At 44.6% G+C, this 26659-nt stretch carries 28 protein-coding genes and 1 riboswitch; of the genes, 19 read left to right on the forward strand and 9 right to left on the reverse strand.

Annotated elements, in window-relative coordinates; all coding sequences use genetic code 11:
- The first annotated feature begins 27 nt into the window (after positions 1-27).
- From AB3489_RS03365 to AB3489_RS03395, 7 genes are all read left to right on the forward strand, one after another.
- Positions 28-348, forward strand: coding sequence for a hypothetical protein (locus AB3489_RS03365; protein ID WP_368293938.1), 321 nt, complete (start codon positions 28-30; stop codon positions 346-348).
- Between the two features lie 255 nt (positions 349-603).
- Complete coding sequence (locus tag AB3489_RS03370; protein WP_019225310.1) at positions 604-870, forward strand: hypothetical protein; 267 nt, start codon at positions 604-606, stop codon at positions 868-870.
- A gap of 39 nt (positions 871-909) precedes the next feature.
- Positions 910-1671 (forward strand): A24 family peptidase, encoded by a 762-nt coding sequence (locus AB3489_RS03375; protein ID WP_368293939.1) that lies wholly within the window; start codon positions 910-912, stop codon positions 1669-1671.
- A gap of 233 nt (positions 1672-1904) precedes the next feature.
- Complete coding sequence (locus AB3489_RS03380; RefSeq protein WP_368293940.1) at positions 1905-2432, forward strand: NAD(P)H-dependent oxidoreductase subunit E; 528 nt, start codon at positions 1905-1907, stop codon at positions 2430-2432.
- Positions 2429-2821, forward strand: coding sequence for a ferredoxin (locus AB3489_RS03385; protein WP_368293941.1), 393 nt, complete (start codon positions 2429-2431; stop codon positions 2819-2821). The genes AB3489_RS03380 and AB3489_RS03385 overlap by 4 nt, the downstream gene beginning before the upstream one ends.
- A gap of 46 nt (positions 2822-2867) precedes the next feature.
- The gene (locus AB3489_RS03390) at positions 2868-4199 is read left to right on the forward strand and encodes an NADH-quinone oxidoreductase subunit F (protein WP_368293942.1); all 1332 of its coding nucleotides are present in this window, start codon (positions 2868-2870) and stop codon (positions 4197-4199) included.
- 11 nt (positions 4200-4210) lie between these two features.
- The gene (locus AB3489_RS03395; protein WP_368293943.1) at positions 4211-5995 is read left to right on the forward strand and encodes an NADH-dependent [FeFe] hydrogenase, group A6; all 1785 of its coding nucleotides are present in this window, start codon (positions 4211-4213) and stop codon (positions 5993-5995) included.
- Here the strand turns inward: AB3489_RS03395 and AB3489_RS03400 are convergent.
- From AB3489_RS03400 to AB3489_RS03420, 5 genes are all read right to left on the reverse strand, one after another.
- The gene (locus AB3489_RS03400; RefSeq protein ID WP_368293944.1) at positions 5992-7266 is read right to left on the reverse strand and encodes an SLC13 family permease; all 1275 of its coding nucleotides are present in this window, start codon (positions 7264-7266) and stop codon (positions 5992-5994) included. The two genes, AB3489_RS03395 and AB3489_RS03400, sit on opposite strands and share 4 nt — an antisense overlap.
- Before the next feature lie 128 nt (positions 7267-7394).
- A riboswitch (cyclic di-GMP riboswitch) is annotated at positions 7395-7537 on the reverse strand.
- Between the two features lie 98 nt (positions 7538-7635).
- Positions 7636-8811: a glycosyltransferase family 2 protein gene (locus tag AB3489_RS03405; protein ID WP_368293945.1), complete on the reverse strand. Its 1176-nt coding sequence runs from the start codon at positions 8809-8811 to the stop codon at positions 7636-7638.
- The gene (locus tag AB3489_RS03410; protein ID WP_368293946.1) at positions 8808-9500 is read right to left on the reverse strand and encodes an acetyltransferase; all 693 of its coding nucleotides are present in this window, start codon (positions 9498-9500) and stop codon (positions 8808-8810) included. The genes AB3489_RS03405 and AB3489_RS03410 overlap by 4 nt, the downstream gene beginning before the upstream one ends.
- 3 nt (positions 9501-9503) lie before the next feature.
- A complete protein-coding gene (locus AB3489_RS03415) occupies positions 9504-10673 on the reverse strand; it encodes a DegT/DnrJ/EryC1/StrS family aminotransferase (protein WP_368294572.1) in 1170 nt (389 codons plus the stop codon).
- 25 nt (positions 10674-10698) lie between these two features.
- Positions 10699-11610: a glycosyltransferase gene (locus tag AB3489_RS03420; protein ID WP_368293947.1), complete on the reverse strand. Its 912-nt coding sequence runs from the start codon at positions 11608-11610 to the stop codon at positions 10699-10701.
- Positions 11611-11798: 188 nt separating this feature from the next.
- Here AB3489_RS03420 and AB3489_RS03425 point away from each other — a divergent pair, with 188 nt between their 5' ends.
- Together AB3489_RS03425 and rfbB are read left to right on the forward strand one after the other, a co-directional pair.
- The gene (locus tag AB3489_RS03425) at positions 11799-12824 is read left to right on the forward strand and encodes a glucose-1-phosphate thymidylyltransferase (RefSeq protein ID WP_368293948.1); all 1026 of its coding nucleotides are present in this window, start codon (positions 11799-11801) and stop codon (positions 12822-12824) included.
- Between the two features lie 46 nt (positions 12825-12870).
- Entirely contained in the window at positions 12871-13878 is a 1008-nt protein-coding gene (rfbB, locus tag AB3489_RS03430) for a dTDP-glucose 4,6-dehydratase (RefSeq protein WP_368293949.1), read from the forward strand.
- A 103-nt stretch (positions 13879-13981) separates the two neighbouring features.
- On the opposite strand, the gene AB3489_RS03435 is transcribed toward rfbB, so the two are convergent.
- The gene (locus tag AB3489_RS03435) at positions 13982-14776 is read right to left on the reverse strand and encodes a protein-glutamate O-methyltransferase CheR (protein WP_015043640.1); all 795 of its coding nucleotides are present in this window, start codon (positions 14774-14776) and stop codon (positions 13982-13984) included.
- A gap of 78 nt (positions 14777-14854) precedes the next feature.
- Positions 14855-15295 carry a YaaR family protein gene (locus AB3489_RS03440; RefSeq protein WP_019225323.1) on the reverse strand — a complete coding sequence of 147 codons (441 nt, stop codon included), beginning with the start codon at positions 15293-15295 and terminating at the stop codon, positions 14855-14857.
- A 30-nt stretch (positions 15296-15325) separates the two neighbouring features.
- Here AB3489_RS03440 and AB3489_RS03445 point away from each other — a divergent pair, with 30 nt between their 5' ends.
- On the forward strand, positions 15326-16369 hold the full coding sequence (locus AB3489_RS03445; RefSeq protein ID WP_368293950.1) for a M28 family metallopeptidase: 1044 nt from the start codon (positions 15326-15328) through the stop codon (positions 16367-16369).
- A gap of 43 nt (positions 16370-16412) precedes the next feature.
- Here the strand turns inward: AB3489_RS03445 and AB3489_RS03450 are convergent, their stop codons facing one another.
- Positions 16413-17288 carry a flagellar motor protein MotB gene (locus AB3489_RS03450; RefSeq protein WP_368293951.1) on the reverse strand — a complete coding sequence of 292 codons (876 nt, stop codon included), beginning with the start codon at positions 17286-17288 and terminating at the stop codon, positions 16413-16415.
- Positions 17289-17326: 38 nt separating this feature from the next.
- On the reverse strand, positions 17327-18127 hold the full coding sequence (locus AB3489_RS03455; protein ID WP_015045321.1) for a flagellar motor protein: 801 nt from the start codon (positions 18125-18127) through the stop codon (positions 17327-17329).
- A 350-nt stretch (positions 18128-18477) separates the two neighbouring features.
- Here AB3489_RS03455 and flgM point away from each other — a divergent pair, with 350 nt between their 5' ends.
- The 9 genes from flgM to AB3489_RS03500 all read left to right on the forward strand — a co-directional run bounded on the left by flgM (position 18478) and on the right by AB3489_RS03500 (position 26611).
- Entirely contained in the window at positions 18478-18762 is a 285-nt protein-coding gene (gene flgM, locus AB3489_RS03460; protein WP_368294573.1) for a flagellar biosynthesis anti-sigma factor FlgM, read from the forward strand.
- Positions 18763-19248 (forward strand): flagellar protein FlgN, encoded by a 486-nt coding sequence (locus AB3489_RS03465; RefSeq protein ID WP_368293952.1) that lies wholly within the window; start codon positions 18763-18765, stop codon positions 19246-19248. It begins immediately after the preceding gene.
- A gap of 78 nt (positions 19249-19326) precedes the next feature.
- A complete protein-coding gene (gene flgK, locus AB3489_RS03470) occupies positions 19327-20853 on the forward strand; it encodes a flagellar hook-associated protein FlgK (protein WP_368293953.1) in 1527 nt (508 codons plus the stop codon).
- Between the two features lie 12 nt (positions 20854-20865).
- A complete protein-coding gene (flgL, locus tag AB3489_RS03475; RefSeq protein WP_368293954.1) occupies positions 20866-21753 on the forward strand; it encodes a flagellar hook-associated protein FlgL in 888 nt (295 codons plus the stop codon).
- A 79-nt stretch (positions 21754-21832) separates the two neighbouring features.
- On the forward strand, positions 21833-22393 hold the full coding sequence (locus AB3489_RS03480) for a DUF6470 family protein (RefSeq protein WP_368293955.1): 561 nt from the start codon (positions 21833-21835) through the stop codon (positions 22391-22393).
- Positions 22394-22460: 67 nt separating this feature from the next.
- Positions 22461-22913 (forward strand): flagellar assembly protein FliW, encoded by a 453-nt coding sequence (locus tag AB3489_RS03485; protein WP_368293956.1) that lies wholly within the window; start codon positions 22461-22463, stop codon positions 22911-22913.
- Positions 22913-23173, forward strand: a complete 261-nt coding sequence (gene csrA, locus AB3489_RS03490) for a carbon storage regulator CsrA (RefSeq protein ID WP_368293957.1) — start codon at positions 22913-22915, stop codon at positions 23171-23173. Before AB3489_RS03485 ends, csrA begins: the two co-directional genes overlap by 1 nt.
- A 102-nt stretch (positions 23174-23275) precedes the next feature.
- Positions 23276-24349, forward strand: a complete 1074-nt coding sequence (locus AB3489_RS03495) for a glycosyltransferase (RefSeq protein WP_368293958.1) — start codon at positions 23276-23278, stop codon at positions 24347-24349.
- Between the two features lie 186 nt (positions 24350-24535).
- The gene (locus AB3489_RS03500; protein WP_368293959.1) at positions 24536-26611 is read left to right on the forward strand and encodes a glycosyltransferase; all 2076 of its coding nucleotides are present in this window, start codon (positions 24536-24538) and stop codon (positions 26609-26611) included.
- Positions 26612-26659: the final 48 nt, after the last annotated feature.

The raw sequence follows: 26659 nt of genomic DNA on the forward strand, positions 1-26659 counted from the left end.
TTTTCTTTATAAAAAGGGGTGAATGTCATGAGAATCACGATTTTACCCAAAAGCAAGTCCGGCAGAAAATCCTTCATCCTGGTGATTGTCAGCTGGATTTTGTTTGTCGTGGGTTCCGTACTTCCATACAAGGAAGGGTACTCCGGCTTAGAACTGATCTCGCATAATCCCCTTCAGGTTGTCATTACCGTTCTGATCTTTGCCGCAGGCATTGCAGCGGCCATTATTGGACTGAAAGCTGTTATCAGGAAGAAAGAGCGGTCGGTTCTGGTTTTTCTGGTGATTCTGATCGGCGTGTATTATATCCTGAGTTTTTGCGGCGTCGCTGTGAACGTGTTTTTTAGCTAAACATCTCTTTTGATGGGATGTAACCGTACTCGTTTTTTTAGCAAGTATCGCAGCCTTTATTACAGGAATAAAAGCGGTACGTAAACATAAAGACAACGCTATTCTCGTCAGGATATCCATCATTCTGGGATTTTGTACGATTCTGTTTCTTCTGCTGCACAGCTTATTTATCAATGATTAGAAACGATCAAAATAATTTTCGAATATATACAATAATAAGGTTGAAGGCGTTAAGTGACAGGAAGGGATGATCATATGAAGACAAAGTTATGGCCCCAATCTCGTTCCGGCCGATGGTCGGCTGGACTGAGCATTGCTTTTATTGTATTGATCGTGCTGAAATTGATGGGCGCATTGCCTTTGCCGACGTTTGCAGTAGCTGCATTGGGATTAGCAGGCTTTATTGCCGGAATTGCTGCAATCGTTGGGAAAAAGGAAAGGGCGATCCTGGTGTTTCTGCCAATACTCGTAGGATCACTGATTATCTTCTGGACTGTGGCGGAGATTGTTTATCCACATTAGGCCTTTAATTAATTCCAGCATTAAAAAGGTGGTGCCGTCTTGATCGAAAATATTATCATTTCTTTCATTGTGCTACTGTATGGTTTAGTCATCGGCAGTTTTCTGAATGTGTGCATTTACCGGATTCCGATCGGGAAAAGCGTTGTTGGCGGGAGATCCTACTGCCCGCACTGTGATACGCTGATTCCGTGGTATCTGAACATCCCTGTTTTCAGCTATCTCTTTCTGCGGGGGCGCTGCAAAAACTGCCGGGGGCTGATCTCCCCGGTCTATCCCGCGGTCGAGCTGCTGAACGGGATCTTGTACCTGATTGTCTGGTTCACCTATGGACTGAGCCTGGAAAGTGCTTTTCTGGCAATGCTTTTGTCTGTGCTGATTGTCGTGTCGTTTATTGACTGGCAGAAAAGGGTGATTCCGAATAAGCTGGTCGTTTTTCTGTTGGGCTTAAGTGTTTTGCACGGCGTCTATCAGAGCGTGTATTTTGGAGCTGCGTGGTATACTTGGGTCATTGGTTTTTTTGCGGCTTCCGTACCGCTTTTTTTTCTGAGCTTATTTTTTCCCGATGGCCTAGGCGGAGGAGATATCAAGCTGATGGCTGCAGCAGGGCTTTTTATGGGCCCACCGGTGCTGTTGGCGTTATTCCTTGGTTCGTTGTACGCAGGTCTTACTGCACTGTTACTGATCACAGTCAAAAAAGGATCCCTGAAATCAGAGATTCCTTTCGGACCGTTTCTGTCCCTCGGAATATTTACTGCTATGATCTTTGGAGGGCAGATCTTTCTATTCGCTGTGCAGGTGTAATGGAACGTAAGTAATTTAAAAATGATGATATGAGTAATAAAGAAAACAAGATAATGGCTGACCCGAAATGCAATGAATATGCAAAAGTTCATTGCATTATTTTATGCCAAGCTCTTGTCTGAATAAATCTATGCTATTTTTCCAAACTATTACTGAATAGTTCTTTGCCGTAAAAACGTCTTGAAACGATCAGAAAAATCATTGCTGTTATCGGAAAGGATCGTGTACCTGCTATGACTAAGCCACAGGCAATCGATGTTATGGAACCAACCAATGAAAATTTGCCCAGAGAAAAATTCGAGGAACTGGAAGCTTTTATTAACAGTTTACCAACAACGAAAAGTGCTCTGATTGAAATCTTACATAAGGCCCAGAATATTTTCGGCTATTTACCGAGGGATGTACAACTTTTTATTGCCCGGAAATTAGGAATTCCGGGAGCGGAAGTATTCGGAGTCGTCAGCTTTTATTCCTACTTTACAACCAAGCCAAGGGGAAAACATACGATCAGTGTCTGTATGGGGACAGCTTGCTTTGTCAAAGGGGCGGATAAAATTATGGAAAGGCTGAAAGAAAAGCTTGGCATTGAATCTAATGAAATTACACCTGACGGTCTTTTCGGTCTGAAAGATGTTCGTTGCATCGGCACTTGCGGCATGGCTCCCGTTATGATGATCGATGACAAAGTATTTGGCCGGGTGAGAGAAGAGGACCTAGATACCATCCTCGAATCATACCGCCGGAAGGAGATACTGGTATGAAAGTTGGTTCGTTGGAGGACTTACAAAGAATTAAAGAAGAATACCAAAAAAATATGAATATAGAACAAGGCGGCCAAAAGCCGGAAGGACAAATCAAAATTCTTGTGGGGATGGGCACCTGCGGCATCTCATCAGGTTCAAGGGAGACCTACAATACTTTTTTGGATGAGATCACTGCCCAGAACATAACCAATGCCAAAGTTGTTCCAGTTGGCTGCATTGGCTGCTGTCACTCGGAACCAACTGTTCAGATAAATAAATCGGACGAACAACCGGTTCTCTATGGCAATGTAACCAAAGACAAGGTCCGGGAAATTATTGAGCAGCATATAAAAAACGGCAAAGCAGTTGAAAATCTCTCTTTGGAAATAAACTTTGACCGGGTGTAGAAGCGGGCGTAGATTACAAAGTGCGTAAATTTATTTGGAGGCTATGATGTCAGAAACAGCAAAAAATCTGAAACAGTACCGGATTGCCCTGCGCAATTGCGGTCTGATTAACCCAGAAAATATCTTAGATTATATTGCGGTCGGAGGCTATGAAGCCTTGGGAAGAGTGCTGACAACAATGTCCCAGGATCAGGTCATAGACGAAATAAAAAAATCCGGGCTGCGAGGCCGCGGCGGAGGAGGATTCCCTACAGGTCTCAAATGGGAAATTACAAAGAATCAAGAAAACAAGGACAAATATATTATTTGCAATGCAGACGAAGGTGACCCCGGGGCTTTCATGGATCGGAGCATTCTGGAGGGCGATCCTCATTCCATTTTAGAGGCCATGGTGATCGGTGGCTATGCGATTGGCGCCGCCACCGGATTCATTTACATTCGGGCCGAATACCCGTTGGCAATTTCTAGGCTGCAAATTGCTTTGCGGGAAGCCCGAGAATTGGGCTTCCTGGGCGAAAATATTTTCAACATGTCTTTTTCCTTTGATATCCAGTTGAAATATGGAGCCGGGGCTTTTGTCTGCGGGGAAGAAACAGCGCTTATTAACTCCTGTGAAGGAAAACGCGGTGAGCCAAATTTTAAACCGCCTTATCCTGCGGAAGAAGGATATTGGGGCTGTCCGACCTGTGTAAACAATGTGGAGACGTTTGCCAATATTTCTCCGATTATCCTCAAAGGGAGCAGTTGGTTCGCTTCCATTGGCACTGAGAAAAGTAAAGGGACCAAGGTTTTTGCGCTGGTCGGTAAAGTCAAAAATGTTGGCCTGGTCGAAGTCCCCATGGGAACAACCTTGCGAGAAATTATCTTTCAAATTGGCGGAGGTATCCCCAACGGCCACAAATTCAAAGCCGTTCAAACAGGGGGACCGTCCGGAGGCGTGATTCCGGAGAAACACCTGGACATTCCTTTAGACTATGATAACCTGCTCAGTATCGGGTCCATGATGGGATCAGGGGGCATGATCATCATGGATGAAACCGATAATATGGTCAATATCGCCAAATTTTACCTGGAGTTTACGATGGATGAATCCTGTGGACGCTGCACCCCCTGCCGGATCGGTACCAAGCGGTTATATGAAAAGCTGAATCTCATTACCCGCCGCAAAGGAACGATGGCGGATTTAGATGCCATCAAACAGCTTGCTTACATGGTTAAAGGTAGTTCGCTCTGCGGGCTTGGTCAGACTGCGCCCAGCCCGGTCATCAGTACCATGAAATATTTTTGGGACGAATACCTGGCCCTGATCAAAGACATCGACCATCCTCGGGGGGAAGGCCATTATCAAGCAAAGAATAAAATTGGTCTGAAATCATAAGGAGGCTAACCATGACCCACGTTCAACAAACGCATCCTGCTAAAAAAATGATTGATTTTAAAATTAATCATCAATATCTACGGGTCCCTGAAGGCATCACCATTTTGGAAGCCGCCCATAAAGCAAGAGTTCGGATTCCAACTTTATGTCATCTGGATTTGCATGATATCAAAATGGTCAATCAGACGGCTTCCTGCAGGGTCTGCATGGTTGAGCTAATCGATGAGAAGACAAACCGGAATAAACTTGTCCCGTCGTGCGTAACCACCATTACGGATGGAATGGAAGTACTCACGCATACGCTTACAGCGATTACAGCCAGAAGAATGGCGGTTGAACTCCTGTTATCGAATCATCCCAATGAATGCTTTACCTGTCCCAAAAACGGAGAATGTGAGCTTCAGGCCTTAGCTGCAGAATTAGGGGTTCGGCATATCCGCTGGGAAGGTGAACGGATGAATTATCCGAAGGACGTATCCAGTGAGGCAATCGTCAAAGACGCCAACAAGTGCATTTACTGCCGGCGTTGTGAAACGATGTGCAATAAGGTCCAAACCTGCGGTATCCTGTCAGGGATCGGCCGTGGATTTGAAGCCTTTGTTGGCCCTGCCTTTAACATTCCGATGGTAGAGTCTTCTTGTACTTACTGCGGTCAATGTGTTCAGGTATGCCCTACAGCAGCGCTTACGGAAATTAATCATACCGATAAAGTATGGGAAGCTTTAAATGATCCGGATAAATATGTGATTGTCCAAACTGCTCCGGCTATCCGCGTAGCCATCGGAGAAATATTTGATATGGAACCAGGGACGATTGCAACCGGCCAGCTTGTAACCGCCTTAAAGCGTATCGGATTTAACGCAGTTTTCGATACGGATTTTGGAGCGGACTTGACAATTATGGAAGAAGCCTCAGAACTGATCTACCGTCTGCAGAACAATAAAACACTTCCGATACTTACGAGCTGCTGTCCGGCCTGGGTCAAATTTATTGAGCATCAGTTCCCTGAATTGTTGGAAGTGCCTTCCACCTGCAAGTCACCGCATATTATGTTCGGTACAATCGTCAAAACCTATTATGCCGAGAAGAATGGCATTGATCCGGACAATATCGTGGTGGTCTCCGTCATGCCCTGTATTGCCAAGAAAGCCGAGGCCAAGCGTCCGGAACTAACTAAGGATGAGCATAATAACGTCGATATTGTCGTCACGACCCGGGAACTTGGCCTAATGATCAAGGAAGCCGGTCTGGATTTTATCAATCTGCCTTCGAGTGAATATGACAAACCATTGGGTGAAACCACAGGAGCCTCAGTGATCTTCGGAACTAGCGGCGGGGTTATCGAAGCTGCACTCAGGACAGCTTATGAGTGGCTGACCGGTGATGAATTACAGAAAGTTGAGTTCGAGCAGCTCCGGGGAGATGGAGGCTTACGAAAGGCCACAGTTCAAATCGGCGACAAGATGCTACGGATAGGCATTGCCAGCGGGCTCGGAAACGCCCGGACCCTGCTCGAGGAAATCAGGGACGGTAAGAATCAATACGAAGCCATTGAAATTATGGCTTGTCCCGGAGGCTGTGTTGCCGGAGGTGGGCAGCCCTACCATCACGGCAATTTTGAAATTGTCCGCAAGCGTCAGGAAGCCATCTATCAGGAAGATAAAAATAAAAAGATCAGAAAATCTCATGAGAATTCAGAAATCCAAAAACTTTATCAGGAATATCTGGGCCAGCCTTTCAGTGACACTGCCCATAGATTGCTTCATACTCATTTTGAAGAGAGAGAAAGAATCTAATAGTACCGCAGCAAAATATACGCCGAGGCGATCACAATGGATAGAATCATGAACGGAAATCCGATCAGAAAGTATTTTTTGTAGCTGATCGTATAGCCGTTTTTTTCGGCAATCCCTGAGACAATGACGTTGGCCGAGGCACCGACAATTGTGCCGTTTCCGCCCAGGCAGGCGCCCAGAGCCAGAGACCACCAGAGCGGCTGGAGCTGTTCTGGGGTCAGCCCGCCGAGAACCCCGATTTTTTGAATCAACGGGATCATGGTGGCCACGAATGGAATATTATCGACGAAAGCTGAAAAAATAGCGGAAAGCCAGACAATCAGCATCGCCATGACGACCGGTACACCGCCGGTAAGCCCAAGGCTCCATTCAGCAATTTTGTCCAGGACGCCGACTTCGACCAATCCTCCAACTAAAACGAATAATCCGGTAAAGAAGAAGATCGTCGGCCATTCAATCGTCAGAAATACCTCTTCCGGTTCCTCATGGCTCAGCACCATGAGCAGCATGCCTCCGGCCAGCGCAATCGTAGCGGTCTCAACATGGATGACGGCATGCAGCATAAAACCGACAATGGTCAGAGCGAGCACGGCCAGGCTTCTTTTGAGCTGGGCCCAGTCTTTAATATAGTTGTATTCATTTTGCGACAGCAGCAGGGCGATGGATTCCTTATCGGTCTTTAGCTTTTGGCGATAAAGAAAATAAAAGCCCAATAGGGTAACAGCCAAGATCACAATCGTCACAGGTGCCAGGTTCACCATGAAATCCATAAAAGTAAGCTCTGCCGGTCCGGCAATCATGATATTCGGCGGATCACCGATCAGCGTCGCGGTTCCCCCGATGTTGCTGGCTAGAATCTGGGTAATCAAAAAAGGTATTGGGTTTAATTTCAAGGTTTCAGCAATCACAATGGAAACCGGAACGACCAGCAAAACAGTCGTCACGTTATCCAGAAAAGCCGATAAAACGGCAGTCAGTATAGCCAAAGAGATCAGCAGTCTGATTGGATTGCCTTTGACTTTCTTGGCGACCCAAATAGCCAGAAAGCCGAAGACACCGGAACGTCTGGTCAGATCGACAATGATCATCATGCCGATAAGTAAGCCCAGCGTATTCCAGTCGATGTGTTCCACAGCAGTTTCCTGCGGGAATACACCCAAAATAATCAGGAGACAGGCACCGAGGGCCGCGGCGACAGCCCGCGGGATTTTCTCCGTTACGATCAGTGCATACGTAGCTACAAAAATAACAAGGGTCAGAATCAAGGTCATGAATCGTGCACCTCCATCATTAGTGTGGTCAATTTTTATTGGCCTAACCGGTTAGAATATACAAAATAGTTGAAATAAAAAAGAGCAGATCCATAAAAGAAACTGCTCCCCCCTGAGAAGTTCAAAATCCTTGTAGTCTGGCAATCCTGTCAGAATATCCTGGAAATGCATTTGGATTCCATTCATTTTGTATTGCATGCATTTCAAATTCCCTGATTTAGACCCATGACTTTTGCGTCCTTCACTTTCATGAAGTTTGCCCCAACACATTAAAAACCATATTATATTTTATTGAAATCTGAAAAATCCTGATCAACCGGATTGTGTCCAGAAAAGAAGTATAGCATCTTCGTTCATATTTTGTAAAGATCAGTTCGATCTTCTCAAATAATATTCAAAATTCTCGAGTGCCCAGGCATCATGGTACAAATTCCCTTCCCGGGATGCAGGGTCCAAAAGTGAAGTGCAATAGGCTGTTCTTTTTCCATCGGCTAGCTCTTGAAATATTTCGAGGTATTTCCATTTGGCCTTTTTGGCAAAGCTTTCGTTACTGTTGGCTTGCTTGGCCAGCATAAAGCAGGTTTTTATGCTTCTGTTCAGCGTGCAGAGGCTTTGGGCCTGACACTTGTCACAGCCGATGAACTGGGTCATATCAATTTCCACGGTCGTGACAAAGCCGACTTTGAAAGGTGTATAATGCACAATCCTTGGCGATAATTCAGCATCGCCATACCCGCATTCCTCATTCCAATAACCAATCCGGTCAATGAGCTCGGGCCGTAACCCCTGAAGACATCCCGGAATAAAATCCATGATTACATCAATGCCGGCATTTCTTAGCTGAAGATAGGATAGATCATTCTTGACCTGAGGAATGACGGGAGGGAGAAATCTCGGATAAGGGTTATCCCGCATGGTTCCTAAGAGACCCACTTCCGGAAAAGCTTCAAATATTTCCATATACCTGGTCAGCCAGTTTTTGGTCTTGATATAGACATCGCTGTCAATCGTGAAGAAATACTGGTTGGGCTTTCTCTTTCTGAGGTTGTAGTTCAGGACATAGATTGGCCCCCGGTTAACCTTCAAGCGTGTTTTGGATTTAATTCTTTTGTCCTGAAGGCTTTTGATATAATTCCAGGTATCATCTTTGGAGTTGCAGTCGATGATATGCATTTCAAAATCTTCGTCTGAATCCAAAATCTTGTTTAGGTTCTGCATGGTAAGCCCGAGACGGTTGAAGGTAACATAGCTGATAAAAGGAGGAGGGGAGGTGCCGTCTGTCGGGTTCTGTACAGAAGGTTCAATGATTTCTTCCAGGATCCCAGGATCTAGAATCTGTTGAAGGATGGTGGCGTCGTCTAATTCTTCCCAGTCAATGTTTTTTGGAACCGCTTGTTGAGAAATCTCCGTAGCAGGGGTGTCAGCGGCTTCCTGAACAGGGAAGGGGCTGACGCGTTTTTGCAGGGCAGAGGCTTGGGCCTGATTAATGGCTTCAAGAACAAGCTGTATCGCAGTTTTGATCAAAATAGAAGAAAGTTCCTTCATATCATCAGTCCTTTAGGGGAATGGGTTTCAACCAATTCTTTTAAATGTTTAACTGGTCGGGCAGGGACACCGACGGCCATGCAGTATTCCGGGATGTTGCGAGTGACGGCAGCGCCAGCCCCGATGATGCTCCACCTGCCAATCTCTTTTTCGGGGATCACCACAGTTTTGGAACCGATTTCACAACCTTCATGGACCTGCACGTTTCCGGCCAGGGTGACGTCCCAGTATAAAGAGGAGTAATCCCGGACAGCCGTATCGTGGCCAATCCTGCAGCCCGGATTTAAGGCTACGTGACTACCTATCCTGACATCCGTCGACAGAAAACTGTTCCAGCAGATGATATTGCCGCAGCCCAATTGAACGGAGTGGCTTATTCGGGCAGCGGGATGAATCAGGTTGGCAAAATACAGCTGAAAACAGGACAGGCTGGCGATCAGACGGTATTTATCCGTCGGTCTCGCGATCGCACATACAATCCAGAGAGGGTGCCCTGTGTTTTTTTCGAGCCAGTCCAGGTTGCCCAGAACAGGATAGTTATTAATAACCTTTCCTTGTTTGGCCGGAGTTTGGTCGATATAGCCCAACAGGTTCCACTGTTTTTTTTCTGTATTGATATCTTCAACGAGCTCGGTAGCTTCCCGGCCAAAGCCGCCGGCTCCAAAAATGATGAGATCTTTTATAGCCAATGATCACACGCCCAATTCAATTGAAAATTTTGTTGATTTGCTTTTTATTTTTATCTCCCTGATGATGCCGCCTATTTTTTGAACGTCGGACGCTGACATTCTGCCGTGAAGCGGCAGAGCCAGAACACTTTCCGCGACTTTGTTGGCTGTGGGCAGATTGTCTGCGGAGGAGGAAGGAAGACCTTTAAAACACTTAAAATTGCTGCAGAGCGGGTAAAAATATTTTCGGCAAAAAATATTGAAGCTTAACAATCGGCTATAGAGCTCGTCCCGGGAGATACCGTATGCGGCCGGATCAACCCGGATAACAAAATACGGATAATTGGCTGTAATTTCTTCAGCCTCCTGGGAGACGGTTATCCCAGGGACATCAACCAGCACTTGCCGGTACAGGTTGGTAAGATATTTCCTTTGGGTTATTTCAGCTTCCACTTCTTTTAAGAGCAAAATGCCGACAGCAGCCTGCAATTCGTTCAGTTTGCCGTTTATACCCGGTTCGTCCACACTGTAGTCTTCTTTTAGACCAAAATTTCTCAAACACTTGGCTTTCTGCTGGAGGTCCTGATCCCGAAAGATAAGTGCACCGCCTTCGACGGTGTGAAAGATTTTGGTGGCATGAAAGCTGAACATGGTGATATCTCCATAGGCGCCGATCGGTTTATCCTTTATTTTCACACCAAAAGCGTGGGCACCGTCATAAAGTACTTTCAGGTTATGCCTTGCTGCAATCCGGTCAATCTTTTCGACCTCGCACGGATGGCCGAAAACGTGTACCGGCAGGATGGCAGTGGTTTTATTCGTAATCAGGGACTCGATACGGTCGGCATCAATATTGAAAGTGGCTTCTTCAATGTCGCAGAAGACCGGCGTAAGATGATTCCAGGCCAGCGCGTTGGCCGTAGCGGCAAAGGTAAACGGGGTTGTGATGACTTCCCCGGACAGATCCAGGGTTTTGCATGCAATTTGCAAGGCATTCGTGCCATTTGCAAAAACCGATAAATATCGGGTGCCCAGGAAAGCAGCCAGTTTTCTTTCCAGTTCTTGGGCCATCTTCCCGTTATTGCTGAGCTGCCTGCTTTGCCATATTATTTCGAGCATGCTGTAAGTCTCCGCCAAGTCTGGCAGCAAAGGTTCGGTAACATAGACCGGTTCAGAAAAACCATCATTGTTTATCATTTTTTTCTCCCCTGGCAAATATTCAGTTGGCTTTGGATGCATAGAATTGAAAGTTTTCGGTTGCCCAGTCAAGATTGTAGGTTTCCTCCGCAGTGGAGTTACAACTGAATAATGAAGTGCAGTATGGGGAACGGGCACCGCTCTGCAGATCCTTAACTGTTTCGTCAAATTTCCAGTGGTATTGTTCTCGGAATAATTTATTCTGGTTTAATTTCTCGTAGATGGTAAAACAGGTTTCTCCGGTTTTGGTCTCTCCGTTTTTTGACAGACGGCAGAAGGATTGACCGGGACATTTGCCGCAAACTATTTGTTGTGGGATAGAAATGTTCACGTTCATCAGAATTCCTGTTTTAAACGCTGTAAAATGATTAGCCCTTAGAAACAGCTCCCTGCTGCCAAAATTATTTTCTTCACTCCAAAAACCAATTTTAGAGATAAGATCAGGGCTCAAGGCCAGGATGCTACCGGGCATATAATCCTGCGAATAATCAGACCTGTTCTTGGTCAATTCCAGATAAACCAAATCATTTTTGATGACTGGGTTAGTCGGAGGCATATTTCGGGGCGGAAACCCAGCATGAATACTGAGTAAACCGATATTCGGAGTATTTTTAAACACCCTTAGGATGTAGGTCAGCCAATTTTTGCTTTCAATCACAACATCCTGATCGACAGCGATAAAATATTGATCATCTCTTCTCTTGGACAGATTCAGATTTGAGGCGTAGACCTGTCCTAGATTGACAGGGAGCCTTGTTTTAAATTTGATCCGCCTGTCCTTTAGACTTTGGATATATTTCCAGGTCCCATCTGTGGAATTATTATCAACGATTGCTAATTCAAAGTTTTCCGGCGTTTCAAGGACACTTGAAAGGCTCCTGATTGTCTGGCCCAGGCGGTTAAAGGTTACATAGCTTAGGAGCGGCGCTACCATTTCTATATCTCCCTCCTTAATCGTCTTTTTACTTGATCATTCCTTCAGGTTCTGTTAGGGCAACTATCACTTTATTATATGGGAGGAGTTGTCCGGGGTTACACCATTGCGGTTCTTGTGCAATATTATATTAGAAAGACAACCCTCTCTTTATAGAAAATCTTATCGGTTAAAGGCAGGAGAATAATTTGAAAGCTCTGATTTTAAGCGGAGGAACCGGAACAAGGCTTAGACCACTGACCTATTCCAAGGCGAAACAGCTTCTTCCCTTGGTCAACAAACCAGTTCTGATCTATCTTATTGAAAAGATAGCCAGGGCAGGTATCCATGATATTGGAATTATCGTTGGGGATACGCAGGAACAAGTAAAAAAAACGGTCGGCAGCGGAGAAACGTGGAGCACGGCAATCACCTATATTCATCAGCATAAATCCCTGGGGCTTGCCCATGCTGTTCGGACTGCGGCCGACTTTCTTGGCCACGATGATTTTGTGATGATCCTTGGAGACAACATCTTCAATATGGAGCTGGATAGTTTCATTAAAAATTTCTACCAGCAAAAGGCCAACACCAGCGTATTGCTTCATACGGTCAGCAATCCTTCCCAATTCGGGGTTGCGGTGGTGAAAGACGGATTTGTAACAGCGCTTTACGAAAAGCCTGAGAAGTATATCAGCAACTTGATCATCACAGGAGTCTATGCCTTTGACAACAGCATTTTTGCAGCGATTGACAAAATCAAACCGTCCCGTCGGGGAGAACTTGAGATTACCGATGCAATCCAAAATCAATTGGAAAACGGGGCCAGGGTCACTTGCGATCTGATCCGGGGATGGTGGAAGGATACCGGAAAATTAGACGACATTCTTGAAGCAAATCGCTTGATGTTTGATGCAGCGCTGGCCCAAAAAATCCAAATGGGAAATAATGTGACCATTCGGAACAGTATTATTCAGGGGCCAGTTCATCTGGACGATGATGCTGTCATTACGGACAGCTTTATCGGACCGTATACGACAGTGGGCAGAAGAACCCGGATTACAGAATGTGAGATCGAAAATTGTATTATCCTAGAGGATACGCAACTTGCCAATGTCTCCAAGAAAATCAGCGGAAGCTTAATCGGAAACCAGGTTTCCATTCAAGGCAGCCCCGAAAACAGCTCTTCAGCCAGTACTTTTTTTCTTGGGGACCACTGTCAGATCGATCTCTAGTTTGCCAGTTGAGCTGGCCGAAAGAATATAATTTGAGGTGTAGAATATGAGAGTTCTTATGGTTACCGGTGGCGCAGGCTTTATCGGAAGCAATTTTATTAAATATATTTTGCAGCGCAATCAGGATGTTATCGTCATTAATTTTGATAAACTGACTTACGCAGGAAAGGTGGAAAATCTTCAAGACCTGGCAGCTCATCCAAGGTATTATTTTACGCAAGGGGATATCAGTACTGCGAAAGAAGTTAAACGCATTCTTCAGGAATGTGACCCCGATGATGTGATTAATTTTGCTGCCGAATCGCATGTGGACAGAAGTATTACCGATCCTCTGGTTTTCGGTCGAAGCAATTTGATGGGGACTTTAACGCTGCTTCATTGTTTCAAGGAACATTGGGAGAAGAACGGCTTTACGGGAAAACGCTTTATTCAGGTTTCCACCGATGAAGTATACGGAAGTCTTGATAATGAGTCAGAACAGTTTTCGGAGCATTCCATGATTCGTCCAAACAGCCCATATTCGGCTTCCAAAGCAGCTGCTGATTTAATGGCCAGGTCTTTTGCCAGAACTTACGGCTTTCCGGTGATCGTGACCCGGTGCTGCAATAACTACGGACCCAATCAGGATAAAGAAAAGTTTATTCCGCATAGTATTATTCAGGTTTTACAGGATATGCCGCTGACTGTCTATGGGGATGGGTCCCATAAACGTGAATGGATCCACGTACTGGACCATTGTGCGGCGCTTGCGGAGATACTTTCGGACGGGGAACCAGGAGAGGTGTATAATATTGGGAGCGGGGAGGAAACATCGAACCTAGAGATGGCCCGGACCATACTGAACATGCTGGGTAAACCGGTGGATGCGCTGGTTCAGGTTGCCGACAGGCCCGGACACGACTGGAGATACGCGCTGGATAGCACGAAGCTGAAAACAAAGCTGGGTTGGCAATGCCGGTATCATCTTAACGAGGGAATTGGGGATACGATTCAATGGTATCGGGACAACCGAGCCTGGTGGGATAAACCTGACAGCAAAAACCCGCTGGGATGAATTCAAAAAGATGCTGCCAAGAGTTTGTAAACTATTAGCAGCATCTTATTCGGTTTGTGCTCTCGTTTAAGGTTTAGTAAGATTTTAGAGGGGAGCAGCTTTTCTATAATTTCTGATAAAAGAACGAGGAAACGGATTTAAGGCCGTGCTGGCTTTGGCCGAATAAATGCTCTGTACAGCCTGTGAAAAGTATCCCTTTCGGGTTCAAGGAGTCTGCAAATTTTTTGTACAGCACATCCTTCGCTTCATCGGTAAAATAGATGACGACATTGCGGCAGGCAATCAGATCAAAGCCTCGGTCAAACTTGTCGGTAAGCAGGTTCTGCGCCTTGAAGGTCAGATTCCTGGTCAGCGTGTTTTTGATTTGGAACTTCTTTTCAGACTTGTTGAAGTACTTATCGAGAAGATGGGGGGGAGTGCTGGCAAAATCACGCTCGTCATAAATACCCGACTGGGCCTGTTTTAAGACGTTGATGTCAATATCTGTTCCTAGGATACTGAAGTTTATTCCAGGAAAATATTCTGCCATGACGATCGCCATGGTGCACGCTTCCTGGCCTGCTGAGCAGCCCGCGCTCCATATTTTTAAGGAAGATCTGGTCTTTAACAGGTCGGGGATAATTTTTTCCCTAAAGACATCCCATTGCTTGACATCGCGGAAAAACTGCGTGACATTGATGGTTAGATGTTTAAAAAACGCATCGTAGAGGTCAGGTTTAAGACTGAGATCTTTCAGGAAGTCCGTATAATCTTCCTGGTACCCCCTGGTGCTCATGAAGTTCAGGATTCGCCTTTTCATCTGGTTTTCTTTATAATAGTTCAAGTCAAGACCGCTGACATTTTGGAAGGATTTAACGAATCTAGGATAATCCGTAATCATGCCAGTGCTGTTCATCATTCTTTTTATTACTCCTTTCGCTGGTACAACATTTTAAATACTTTTCAAAATATTGTAAAGACCAACTCGTTTTTAATATCAGGTGAATAGATCGATAATAAGTCCTTTAATCTCATGGATTTTTTCCAGGATTTTTAAAGGTTCAGACTGAGAAGAGAGTACTTGTTCACCCAATTCTTCCAGTGCCTTGTTGATCTTCGTTACCCTGGCCATGACTTTCGGCTGACCTCGGTAATCCCAAAAGGTTTCCTCCTGCATATTTCTGCTTTTTCCAAAGGTTGACTGAAGAAAACTTTTGACCATGGTTTTAAATTCCGTCAGATTTTCCAAAGATCTGTTCTCGGAGAGTTTTTGCCCCTGCTTTTCAAGGCGTTCCAGAAAAAGTTGCATTTCCTGGCTTTGAAGTTGACGGGAATGTGATAAAATATTGCTGAAGCTGCTTTCCTTTTTTTCTGAAGTTTGATGAAGGTCAATCCCAAAGTTATTTTTTTGGGTGGAACTGTTGATTTTTAGTGACATGTTACTCCCTCCGTGAAAGGATTATAAAATATGAAATCACGTCGGACTTTTCTAAAAATTGCAGCCGGAATGGCGGCATTTGTTATCCCCTGGACGGTCCTGCCTGGGGCCTTGGGGCAGAAACTCGGAAGCCTTCTGGGAATTCCATCTTCCAGTATTGAATTTGCTTCAGGCGAAGGTACTGTTTGGGTGCCTTCAAGCAAAGCGATTTCCAGAAAAGCCATCGAAGATGTCCAGTACTTGTCTCATGCCAATCTTGAAGGCCGCCGGGCGGGAACTGCGGGAGAGACCAAAGCACTTGTTTACCTGGAAGGACAATTCAAGGCCTTGCTGCTGGAGTCTTTTAGCGCTGACAACTACTGGCAGCTCTTTTCAATTCCTTCGATGAAAGAAAAGATGATTGACGGCAGAGCACTCTTTCGACCGGATGAAATGGACACACTTCGGGTCCCAGCGGCTAATATCTTAGCTGGTATTACCGGAAATAACCCGGAACAGACACTTATCCTCTCTGCCCATTTTGACCATCTCGGTATTTACAACGGGGAAGTCTATCCAGGTGCGAATGACAATGCTTCTGGTGTAGGCTGCATTCTTCAAGTCATGCGTCAACTGGTGAAGGAAGCACAGGACGGTTTTGCGCCTAAAATCAATATTGCAGTGGCTTTTTGGAGTGCTGAGGAAATGGGCTTTCTGGGCTCCAAATATTTTGTACAGAACCCTTTGATTCCGCTCTCCGAAATCATAGCTGTGATTAACGCTGATACAGTTGCCAATGGGGCCGTGGGCGAGTATATTCTCTGGTCAGCCAGTGAAAGCTCTCAGACTTTGATTGAGACCATGAAAGAAGCCGGTAGAGTAAATGGGGCGGTCCTTGAGCATGTTTCTGGCGGCAGCCATCACAGCGATGAAATATCCTTTACAGGCACCGGCATCCCTGCGGTAACCATTCTGGGCAAGGAGTGGCTGGTGAACAATCACACGCCGGAAGACAAAATATCCGCAGTCAACGAAGAGAAACTGGAAATGACGTGCAATATTATCTATAGAGCCATCAAAAGCCTGGCTTACTAAAGTGGTAAGTGTGCTAGTAGATCGATTCGGAGTCCTGTAACAGCTAGTTGCTGCTGTTTCCGTTGCTGTCGGCACCTGTGGCCGTATTGCTACTGCTGCTGCCCGGTTCGAGCAGATCATACTTGGAACGCAGGATAATCAGGTCGACTCTGCGGTTGGTGATTCTTCCCTGTTCTGTGCTGTTATCGGCAATCGGGCGGTACTCACCGTACCCTGCTGCTGACAGCCGAAGGGGATCAATCTCACCGTCATCGACAAGAATATGGACGACATTGGTCGCCCTGAGTACGGACAGTTCCCAATTGCTTCGAAATTCTGCGGTATGGATTGGCAGGTTGCAGGTATGTCCTTCCACTTTTATATAATTCGGTGAGGCGGACAGGACCGTGCTGATTTTTTTCAGGATGGCCCGCGAATTCGTTGATATTTCTGCCGAGCCGCTGTTAAACAGCAAGGTGTCCTGAATACTGATGACCAGGCCTCGTTCCTCAATGGATGATACGAGTTTATTTTCAATTCCATTTTCTTTCGCAAACTGGTCCAATTTGGCTTTGATCCCCTCTATTGTAAGGCTTTCCTGATAATCCGTATCGCCTTGACCAGTTCCTTCTGAAGGGGTGGTCTCCTGCCCTACTCCTTGCTGGTCATCCTGGCCTGTCGAAGTTGAACTTTCAGTGCTCCCGCTTTCAATGAAAGAATCCCCGGCCTGTGTTTCCGACAGGTTAACCGCAGAAGGTGCCGCACCGCCAAGCGTTATGCTCAGGGATTGGGCCATTGCCCTGAATTTGTTGGCGTCAACCTGACTCATTGAATACATCACAATAAAAAAAATCATTAATAGCGTAATGAGGTCCGAGTAGGTGACAAGCCACCGTTCCTGACCAGGGGGGTGGCCATCTTGTGTTTTATGCCTTCTCATTTTATCACCGCTTCTGTTCTAATGCTTTTAGTACTTTATTAATAATTCACTTCACTGGCTTCAAATGCACCTTCAAATTTGGTTTCTTTTTCGGGCATATAACCGAGGTGAGTTTTGAGTTTTTCTTTCAGGATCGCGGGGTTCTCCCCGGATTGAATCGAAATAATCCCGTCAAGAATCATTTCCATGGTCTGCACTTCCATTTGGTTTTTTATTTTCAGCTTGGCTGCGATCGGCAGATAGACCAGGTTAGCCAGACAAACACCGTAGAGGGTAGCAATAAAGGCTGCGGCAATCGAACCGGAAAGACTGTCGGGGTCCGTCAGATTACCAAGAACGTGAACTAGACCCATGACTGTTCCGATAATCCCCAAAGTCGGGCTGTAGCCGCCTGCAGACTCGAAAAAGGTGATCCCAACCTTATGTCTGTTTTCCAAAACAGCAATATTAGATTCCAGGATGCTTCTGGTGATCTCCGGGTCTGTACCGTCAATAACCAACTGCATGCCCTGTTTGGTGAATTTGTCATCGACGGTTTCCAATTCCTGCTCAAGGCTTAATAGTCCTTCCTGACGGGCTTTCTCAGAAAAATGCACCAGGGTGAAATAGGCTTTCTCTACACCGAAGGATTGATTCATGAAAGCAATTTTTAACCATTTCGGCAATTTCTTAAGCTCGTCTAAAGGGATACCGATTACCGTAGCGCCCAGTGTGCCGAAAACAACAATAAATATGGGAGATACAGCAAACAAAGAACCAAGATGCCCGCCTTCTAAGACAAAACCGAATAAGATACCGAAAAATCCCAGGACAAGCCCCAAGATGGTAGTTATATCCATTGACCGATGTTCCTCCTGTGCAATCTTCATTAATAACTGCTTTGCAGATATTCTTCATATACGTTTATATACTATTAATAACGTAATTCTTAACCGAAAACATTAGGGTTTTTGATCGTTATTTATCAAGCCAACCAATATTATACAGCATTCTACCGGATAATGACACGAGAAAGATTATTCCAAAATTTATAAATGGGCATAATAGCGTGATATTAGGAGATATTAAGAGTTGTTAAGAGGTAATTAACCTTAATCAGTCATGGAGGTTGTTCAGATTGCTGGGCTGCTGGACGATAAAAAAACTGTATAAAACTAAAAAAGATAAAACAGTCAGGTTGGTGAATGTGATGAAAATAGATGGTACCTCGATTTCCCCCGTCGGTAGTGTCCAAGCTGCGACTCGGGTATCGCAGACCAGTAAGGTCAATACGGTTTCAGAAAAGGATCAGTTGGCCGTATCTGAAAATGCGCAGGTTTTTCAAAAGCTGCTGCAAAAGATGAAGGAGATGCCGGACATCAGAGATGATAGGGTCAAGGCAATCTCGGAACAAATTGCCAATGGTGAATTTAACCTTGATGCAGCTTCTATTGCAGAAGGAATTATTTCTCCAAGCGGGATGGAGGGAAAATAAATGGCAGAATATGTAGCAGGTCTGGAAAATAACCTACAACAGCAAATTGCTTTCTATCGGCAGTTGGTCGAATTAGAACAGGAAAAGCAGAAAGCGCTCGTGGACAATGTTATTGAGAAAATAGAAAGCATCACTGCTCAGGAAGAAAAAATTCTGCTCGAAGTCGGACAGTTGGAAGAGGAAAGACTTTACTGGGCAGAATTTTTTGGTAAAGAGGTTGGCAAGAAAGCAGAGGATATTACCTTAACGGATCTGATTCAATATTCTCCGGGCTTTGAGCCGATTGGCCAGGAATTCGAAAAAGTCATTAGCCAACTTAAAAATTTACATGAAATCAATGCCAAATTGCTTAAAAGTGCTTTGAGTATTGCCGATTTTACGTTGAGACTTCTAACGGGCCAAAAGCATACAACATACTCAAATCCTTCAAATAAGGGTGTAAAAAATGAATTCGGTCAAAATAATTTGATTAATAAGAGCATCTGATTTTCAATTCGTAATATTCAAACACGACAGGGTTTTCTGCAATAAGCTCAAGGACTTGATAAAAAAGGAGTAACGGGTATGTACTCAACATTTATGGGGCTGGAAACGGCCTATAGAGCTTTAATTACATCGCAGGCGGCTACCGATACGACCGGCCAAAACATTTCTAATGCCAGTACTACGGGCTATTCGAGACAGGTCGCCAATTTGCAGGCAACAACGCCGCTGACGATTACCGCTAACAGCAAGGATTTGAGCATTGGTACGGGTTCTTTTTTAAGGGATATCACAAGGGTGAGAGATGCTTATCTCGACCAACAGTACCGCAGAGAAACATCACAGTACGAATATTGGTCTGGAAAGGAAGCGACCTTAAGTCTGACTGAGCAGTTTTTTAATGAAACTTCGAATTACAGCCTTAGCTCCGATATGTCGGAATTTTGGAATGCCTGGAGTGATCTGGCTAATTCTCCGGAGGAAAGTGCCTCTCGTATCGTTGTCAGGGAAAAAGCAGTATCGCTCACGGAAACTTTTCATAATGTTGATCAGCAGATCACTTCTTTGCAGAATGACCTTAATAACAGCGTTGATACAACGATCACAAAGATTAATACATTTTCCAATCAGATACAGCTGCTGAATAATCAAATCCGGAATGCTGAGATCAGAGGGGACAACCCAAATGATTTAAAGGACCAGAGAGACCAAATTGTTGATGAGCTGTCCAAAATTGTGCCGGTTACCGTCGAGGAATCCCTGGATCCCAATTTTACGGATAGATCCGTAGGAAATTATTCGGTGAAAATTGGGAATTCCACTGCTGCCGATAATGTGCTCGTCACAAACGGCTCGGCATATCACCTACAGGAGAACCCGGTTCCGACAGATGCAGCCACGGGTTTTAGCGAGGTATGGTGGGAAGCTTCCGCGGACGGGACGAAAACTGCCGCTGAGGTTGATCTCGGGAGCGGCATGGGTTCTCTTCAGGCCGACATCGAAATGCGGGATACGTATCTGAGCGAATTTAGGGGCAATTTGAATACACTGGTTACGGTTATTGCCGATTCAGTCAATGCGCTTCACCAGTCAGGTCAAGGACTCACGACAGATACGGGACTGGACTTCTTTACCAGCTCGGATTTAACCAGTCCGATAACGGCCGCGAATATTATTGTGAATCAAGACATTCAGGATAACGTCAATCTCATTGCGACCGGGATTGCGGATGCTACTGGAGTCTCGTCCGGTGACAGCAGCATTGCCCTGGCTATCTCTGCACTGTCATCTGGCTGGGACAGCCTGACAACTTATGCTTCCGTGCCGGCCAGCATCACTGCGCTGGGAGCCAGTTCAATCTTGGACTACTACGAAGGATTAACGGCAGAACTTGGTTCTGATGTGGAACAAAGCACCAGAATGGCTGAAGGCCAAAATGTACTTGCCACACAGCTCAGCAATTCCAGAGAAGCACTGTCAGGGGTTTCTTTGGATGAAGAGATGATTGATATGATTAAATTCCAGAAAGGGTACAGTTCGGCAGCCAGAATTGTGACGGTGCTGGATACCATGTTGGAATCACTTCTGGGCATGGGTGTCACGAAATAGGAGGAATAAGCGATGCGCATAACGAATAATATTCTCAGCAGCAACCTTTTGTCAAATCTGCAAAAATCCAGCAATAAGATGATTGATCTTCAGAACAACATTTCCACAGGCGAAGCAATATCGAAACCCTCGGATGATCCGTCCAAAATTACGGCTATTCTAGGGCTGAAGACGAATATTACATCGATGGAGCAATGGAAGGACAATGCCAGCCAGGCACTTGACTATATGTCCAGTGTTGAATCGGTGACTGCCAATATGACTTTGATGCTGCAGCGGTTAAGAGGGCTTGCGGTCCAGGGGTCCAGCCAGACCAATTCCCCGGAAGATCTGGGTGAAATTAAGAAGGAAGCTGATCAGATTATTGAGCAACTCGGCGTCATGGCTAATAGCCAGGTCGGTTCACGCTATATTTTCAGCGGGACAAACACGGATACTGCTCCCTGGTCGGGTACGCTTTGGGAGGGCAATGCCGAATCACTCTCAGTGGAACTGGGCGCCAATGTCAGTTTTGATATTTCGATCAATGGCCAGCAGCTTTTTGGCGTCAATTCTGCGACCGGGGTCAGCGATTTTTTTACAGCGCTGAATAATTTTTCAACGGCACTGAATAATGGTGATTACGCCGCAGTCGGTAATTCCATCTCTGATCTTGATTCGCTATTAAGCTCGTTTATCGATGGCCGGGCAGAACTCGGAGCGAAGATCAGCAGGGTAGAAACAATCAATAACAACCTTGAGACCAGTATCATCAATGCACAGACGAACCTGTCCAATCTTCGGGATACGGACCTGGCAGCAGCGATTGTGGATTATAACTCCACCATGAATACGTACCGGGCGGCGTTGTCGGTCGGTGCCCAAATTATCCAGCCTTCTTTGGTTGATTTTCTCCAATAAAAACAGCTTCAACAATGTTATCCTTGAATTAAATTTGTTTTTTCTTTCAGCGAGAAATTGATTGCCGGGAGGTGCCGGTATGATTACCCTACAGATTAACCAGCAGTTTGCAAGGATCGGCTTAAATATTAATGATGCCAGTTATGAACTGAATAAAAAGCAGCCTGGTTTACAGATTGACCAGATCCATCCAAATGTTCAGGTTCAAACATCACGACCGAACCTAGAAATTGACTCCAGTTCGATGCGTGAATCGATGGGGTTTGGAAATATCTGGTTTATGGTGCAAAGCCTTAAAGCAAATGCCGATGCCGAATTCCAGCAGGATCTGGAAACGATCGTTCAAACGGGGCGCCGAATCGGCGAGATTGAAAATGATGTGCCAATTGGACAGGTCGTGTTTGAAACGATGGCCCCACCCGAGAGCGAGGTCACGATTGCTGCGCTTGCACCCATTAAAATTCAGTATACATCGGCTGAAGTGCAATCCAGCCTTCAACAGGGCGATGTTCAATATTCCGCAGATTTGGGCAAGGTATCGATAGACGGCTTTACGTATCCGTCCGTTCATTCTTATATTGAGCAGCAGGCTTACCTCGAGATCAAAGCGGTAGGACAAGCCATTGACATCAAACAATGAGAATGAAAAGGAAATGAGTATGAGTATGAGTATGAGTATGAAACATACCAAGGAGGAAGAATAAATAATGGGAGACATGGGAATAGAATCAACCATCTTTTTCCCTGAGGGAATACCGGGATTTGAAGAGTTAAAAGAATTCTCCCTGAATATTGAAGAGGATACTTTCCTGGCTCGGCTGGAAGCTACCGCTAACCGGGAAATTGCATTTTTTCTGGTCCGGTCACAGCTTTTCTTCCCGGAATATTTGCCTGAAGTGGATTTGAGTCCGCGTGAATTAGGAATTTTGGATATTGGAACCTCTGATCAAGTGGACGTTTGGAATATCATCACCGTACACGCCAATAACTTAGTCCAGTCGACCGTCAACCTGCGTGCTCCTCTGATTCTGAATTCGAGGACCCATAAAGGGGTTCAATTAATCCTGAACGAGGAGATTTATTCATCCAGACAGCTGCTTTTTCCAACACAGCAGGATCCTATCGCTACAAAAAACGATGAAGAAGGAGCTGTGGACTGATGCTGGTTTTATCACGGAAAATCAATGAAAGAATTATGATCGGCGACGATATTGAGATTGTGGTGGTTGCGGTAGTCGGAGATCAGGTCAGGATTGGCATTGAAGCACCCAAAGATATTAAGATTCTGCGCAGCGAAGTCTATGAAGAAGTGCAGAATCAAAATGTGAAGGCTTCCGCTGCATCCAAACTTCCGGAAGCAGATTTATCCGACCAGCTGAAACAGATGCTTAAGGGGAATTTGTCTGGGAATAAAGAATAAAGAGCATACGATAAAAACTCTCTTAATTTTGGAGAGTTTGATTTTTAATAAAAATTTTTGGTTACTCGTTAAAAGATAAATTTTTGGAGTTAAGAGAGCAAGATGAGAAAGCTATCTTTGGTCATGATCGTTAAAAATGAAGAGAAGGTCTTAGTCAGATGTTTGGACAGTGTTAAACATCTTGTTGATGAAATGATTGTTGCGGATACGGGTTCCACGGATAATACGAAAAAAATTGCCCACTCTTATGGTGCTAAAGTATGCGATTATGTTTGGGAAGATGACTTTGCCAAGGCTCGGAATTTTGCGCTGAGTTACGCGGCAGGGGATTGGAATCTAATCCTCGATGCTGATGAAGTTCTTATACAGGGAACGAAAGAGAGTATTCAGCACTTTATGGAGCAGCCTGAGGCCATCGGTAGAATCAAAGTGGTCAGTAAGATTAAGCAGGATCATGAAATAAGAACTTCCAGCACCTGGGTTTCCAGGTTGATTCCGAAAGGAATTTATTTTGAGGGCAGGGTTCATGAGCAAATTAAATCGAGCCTTCCACGGGTCAATACGGAAATTGAAGTGAATCATGACGGCTACTACGAAACGGACAAAACGGGCCGAAATTTACGGTTATTGCTTCTCGAACTGGACAATCATCCTAGTGACCCTTATCTTCTTTACCAGACAGCCAAACAATACAAGTTATCCGGCCAATATCAGACGGCAAACGACTATTTCGAAAAGTGCTATCAATTTCTGGGTCGAAACGCAGGCTATAGAGATCTTGTTGTGATTGACTATCTTTACAATATTCTTGCCACCGGAAGGCTGTTTAAAGGAATCGGCATGATTGAAAAAGAAAGAGCGCAGTTTGCCGATTATCCGGATTTTCATTTTGTATGTGCTCTTTTCTATAGGGAGCTTGTTTTTTCGGATGTGAACAAATATATTCACTTGTTTCCGGAGATTGAACGGGAATATAAGACCTGTCTTCGATTGGGAGAGACCGATAAGTACAGTACAATGACCGGAACGGGAAGTTTCCTGGCAGCCTATAATCTGGGCGTGTATTATGAAACAACCGGAGACATGGTTAAAGCCAAAGAATTTTATACCAGAGCTACATCAGAAGGATATGAACCTGCTTTAACCCGTATTGCGGATATGAAGCCAGACATTTAAAAAATATTAATTCTGGCTGGGCATTGATTTGCTTTTTATCAGAATTTATTCTCCAGAAATACAGGAGTATAGCCGATATTATATTTAGTACCATGTAAACGCTAAATCTTTAATATCCTGGTGGCAGGAACTAAAAAAATTATTTAAGAATTGATGACTGACATTTGCTAAAGGAAGTGGGTCGTTTTGAAATTAAGCATCGGTATGATGGTAAAAAATGAAGAGAAAAATCTGGAAAGATGTTTGGAAAGCCTTAAGCCGCTTTTAAACGCAGTATCTTCAGAACTTATCATTGTTGATACAGGCTCAACGGATCAAACAGTGGAAATTGCCCAAAAATATACGGATAAAATATATTTCCATCCCTGGGAAAATGACTATTCAAAAATGAGGAATATAACAGTGCGGTATGCTCGGGGAGAATGGTTTATGTTTGTGGATGCCGATGAAGAGCTGAAGGGATATGAACCAATCGTTCAATTTATATCAACAAAGGTTTCTAAGAATATTAATGCGGCAGCGATCCAGATCGATAATATTTTTCAAACCAATAATACCAGTAAAGTTGGGACTGGCGTAGTCACGCGTTTATTTCGTAAAACAGCAAAATTTGGTTTTCGAGGTGTTATTCATGAAGAGCCAATCTTCGAACCACCGCTGGCAGTCCTTGGCGTCCAGCTGCTGCATTATGGTTATCCGGCCGATGATCCGGAGCTTAGGGAACGAAAGCTCAAACTTTACGAGCCTATTCTGCGGCAAGCTATCGAAGAGGATCCGGATAATGTCGGCTTATTGTTTTATTTGTCCAACACGATTGCTACGTTTAAAAACCATAAAGAGGCTCTGGAACCTGCGGTCAGAGCTTATGAAACAGCCAAAAGAAAGAACCTGGACCCGGTGGAGTATTTCTATGTATATAGTACCCTTGCTATGCTATACAACGATAGCGGGGAGTATAAGAGAACAGTAGAACTAGCGCAGGAAGGTCTGAAATACAGGGAATGGGCCATTGACTTATGGTTTTGTCTTGCTAAAGCCCAAGGGATGCTGAAACAATACCAGGAAGCAATTGCAAGTTACCAGAAGTATTTATACTATGTGGAAAATTATGATCAGTTTCGAGGAAAAGATCCGAGAATCATCTCAAATTCATTTTCTCATAAAGACGATGTTTACTATGATTTAGCTGTAATGTATAAGGAGATAGACCAGAAAGAAGATGCACTGGAAGCACTCGAGAAGCTCGAGACCATTGAAATGATTGAAAAGGCTGTCCCTCATCAAATTTCACTTTACTTAAATCTTGAAAAATATCAAGAAATAAAATGCTTCTATAATAAAATAAGCAAATTCGCAAAAAAAGACTTGGGAAAAAGTTTCTGTTTAGCTCTGGAGACTTTATTGCTTAGTGAGGACGAGATAAAGCGGGAAGAAGTGGCCCGACTTTTCCATAATGAGGATTCGGAGTATGGCTTATTAAACACAATCAGGCTTTGGGGGCAGAAAAACGTGACTAACCAGCTTCTGAGCGGGATTAAGAGCCTTTCGCTTAGTGAGCTTGGGTTTTATTATGGCGATATTTTCTATTTTGTTACGAAAATGAAGCTCCCTTTAAACAGTGTCAACCTTGAAATTCAGGAGCAGGAACTGGAATTGTTGTTCAAATATTTAACTGAAAAATATCCCGATTTTGCCGAAGTATGTGATGCATATCTGCAAAGTCGGGATCAAAATGCCACCCTTGAAGAACAACGGGTCCATAAAATATTACGGAGGATCATGCTTCAAGCGGAAAACCTTGATGAAGAAAAGTACGATCAGGTACTGGACAGATACATCCATGAGGGTATCGGTTATATCAGGAGAATCTACAGGCCGGAACTATTTGAAAATGACAAACCTTATCTTCTGGCCAATAAGGAAGAAATATTCTTCTATTGTCTTGATAAAGCTCGTTTCGTAGAAAATTCCGATCAGGCCCAATATGTAAGGTATTTGAAAAAAGCACTTCTTGAGTATCCTGACTTGAAAAAAGGGATAGAAGTGCTTTTGGACAGGCTGACGAAAAAAATAGACGTTCAGGCGCAGCCTGCAGTCAGCGCTGAAATGCAGGAGTATGCGCGGATTGTGAAAGCCAATCTGAAACAGTTCATTCAGAACGGAATGTTCAAAGAGGCAAGGGAAATTATTCAGGGCTATGAGGAAATTATCCCGAATGATCCGGAAATTGCTGAATTTAAAGCTGATATGGAGGATAATTGATTAATACTGCGAAACCAAAGAACATGTTCATTTGATAAAAATGTTGGA

This window comes from Dehalobacter sp. TBBPA1 (assembly GCF_040931655.1).
GTDB classification, from domain to species: Bacteria; Bacillota; Desulfitobacteriia; order Desulfitobacteriales; family Syntrophobotulaceae; genus Dehalobacter; species Dehalobacter restrictus.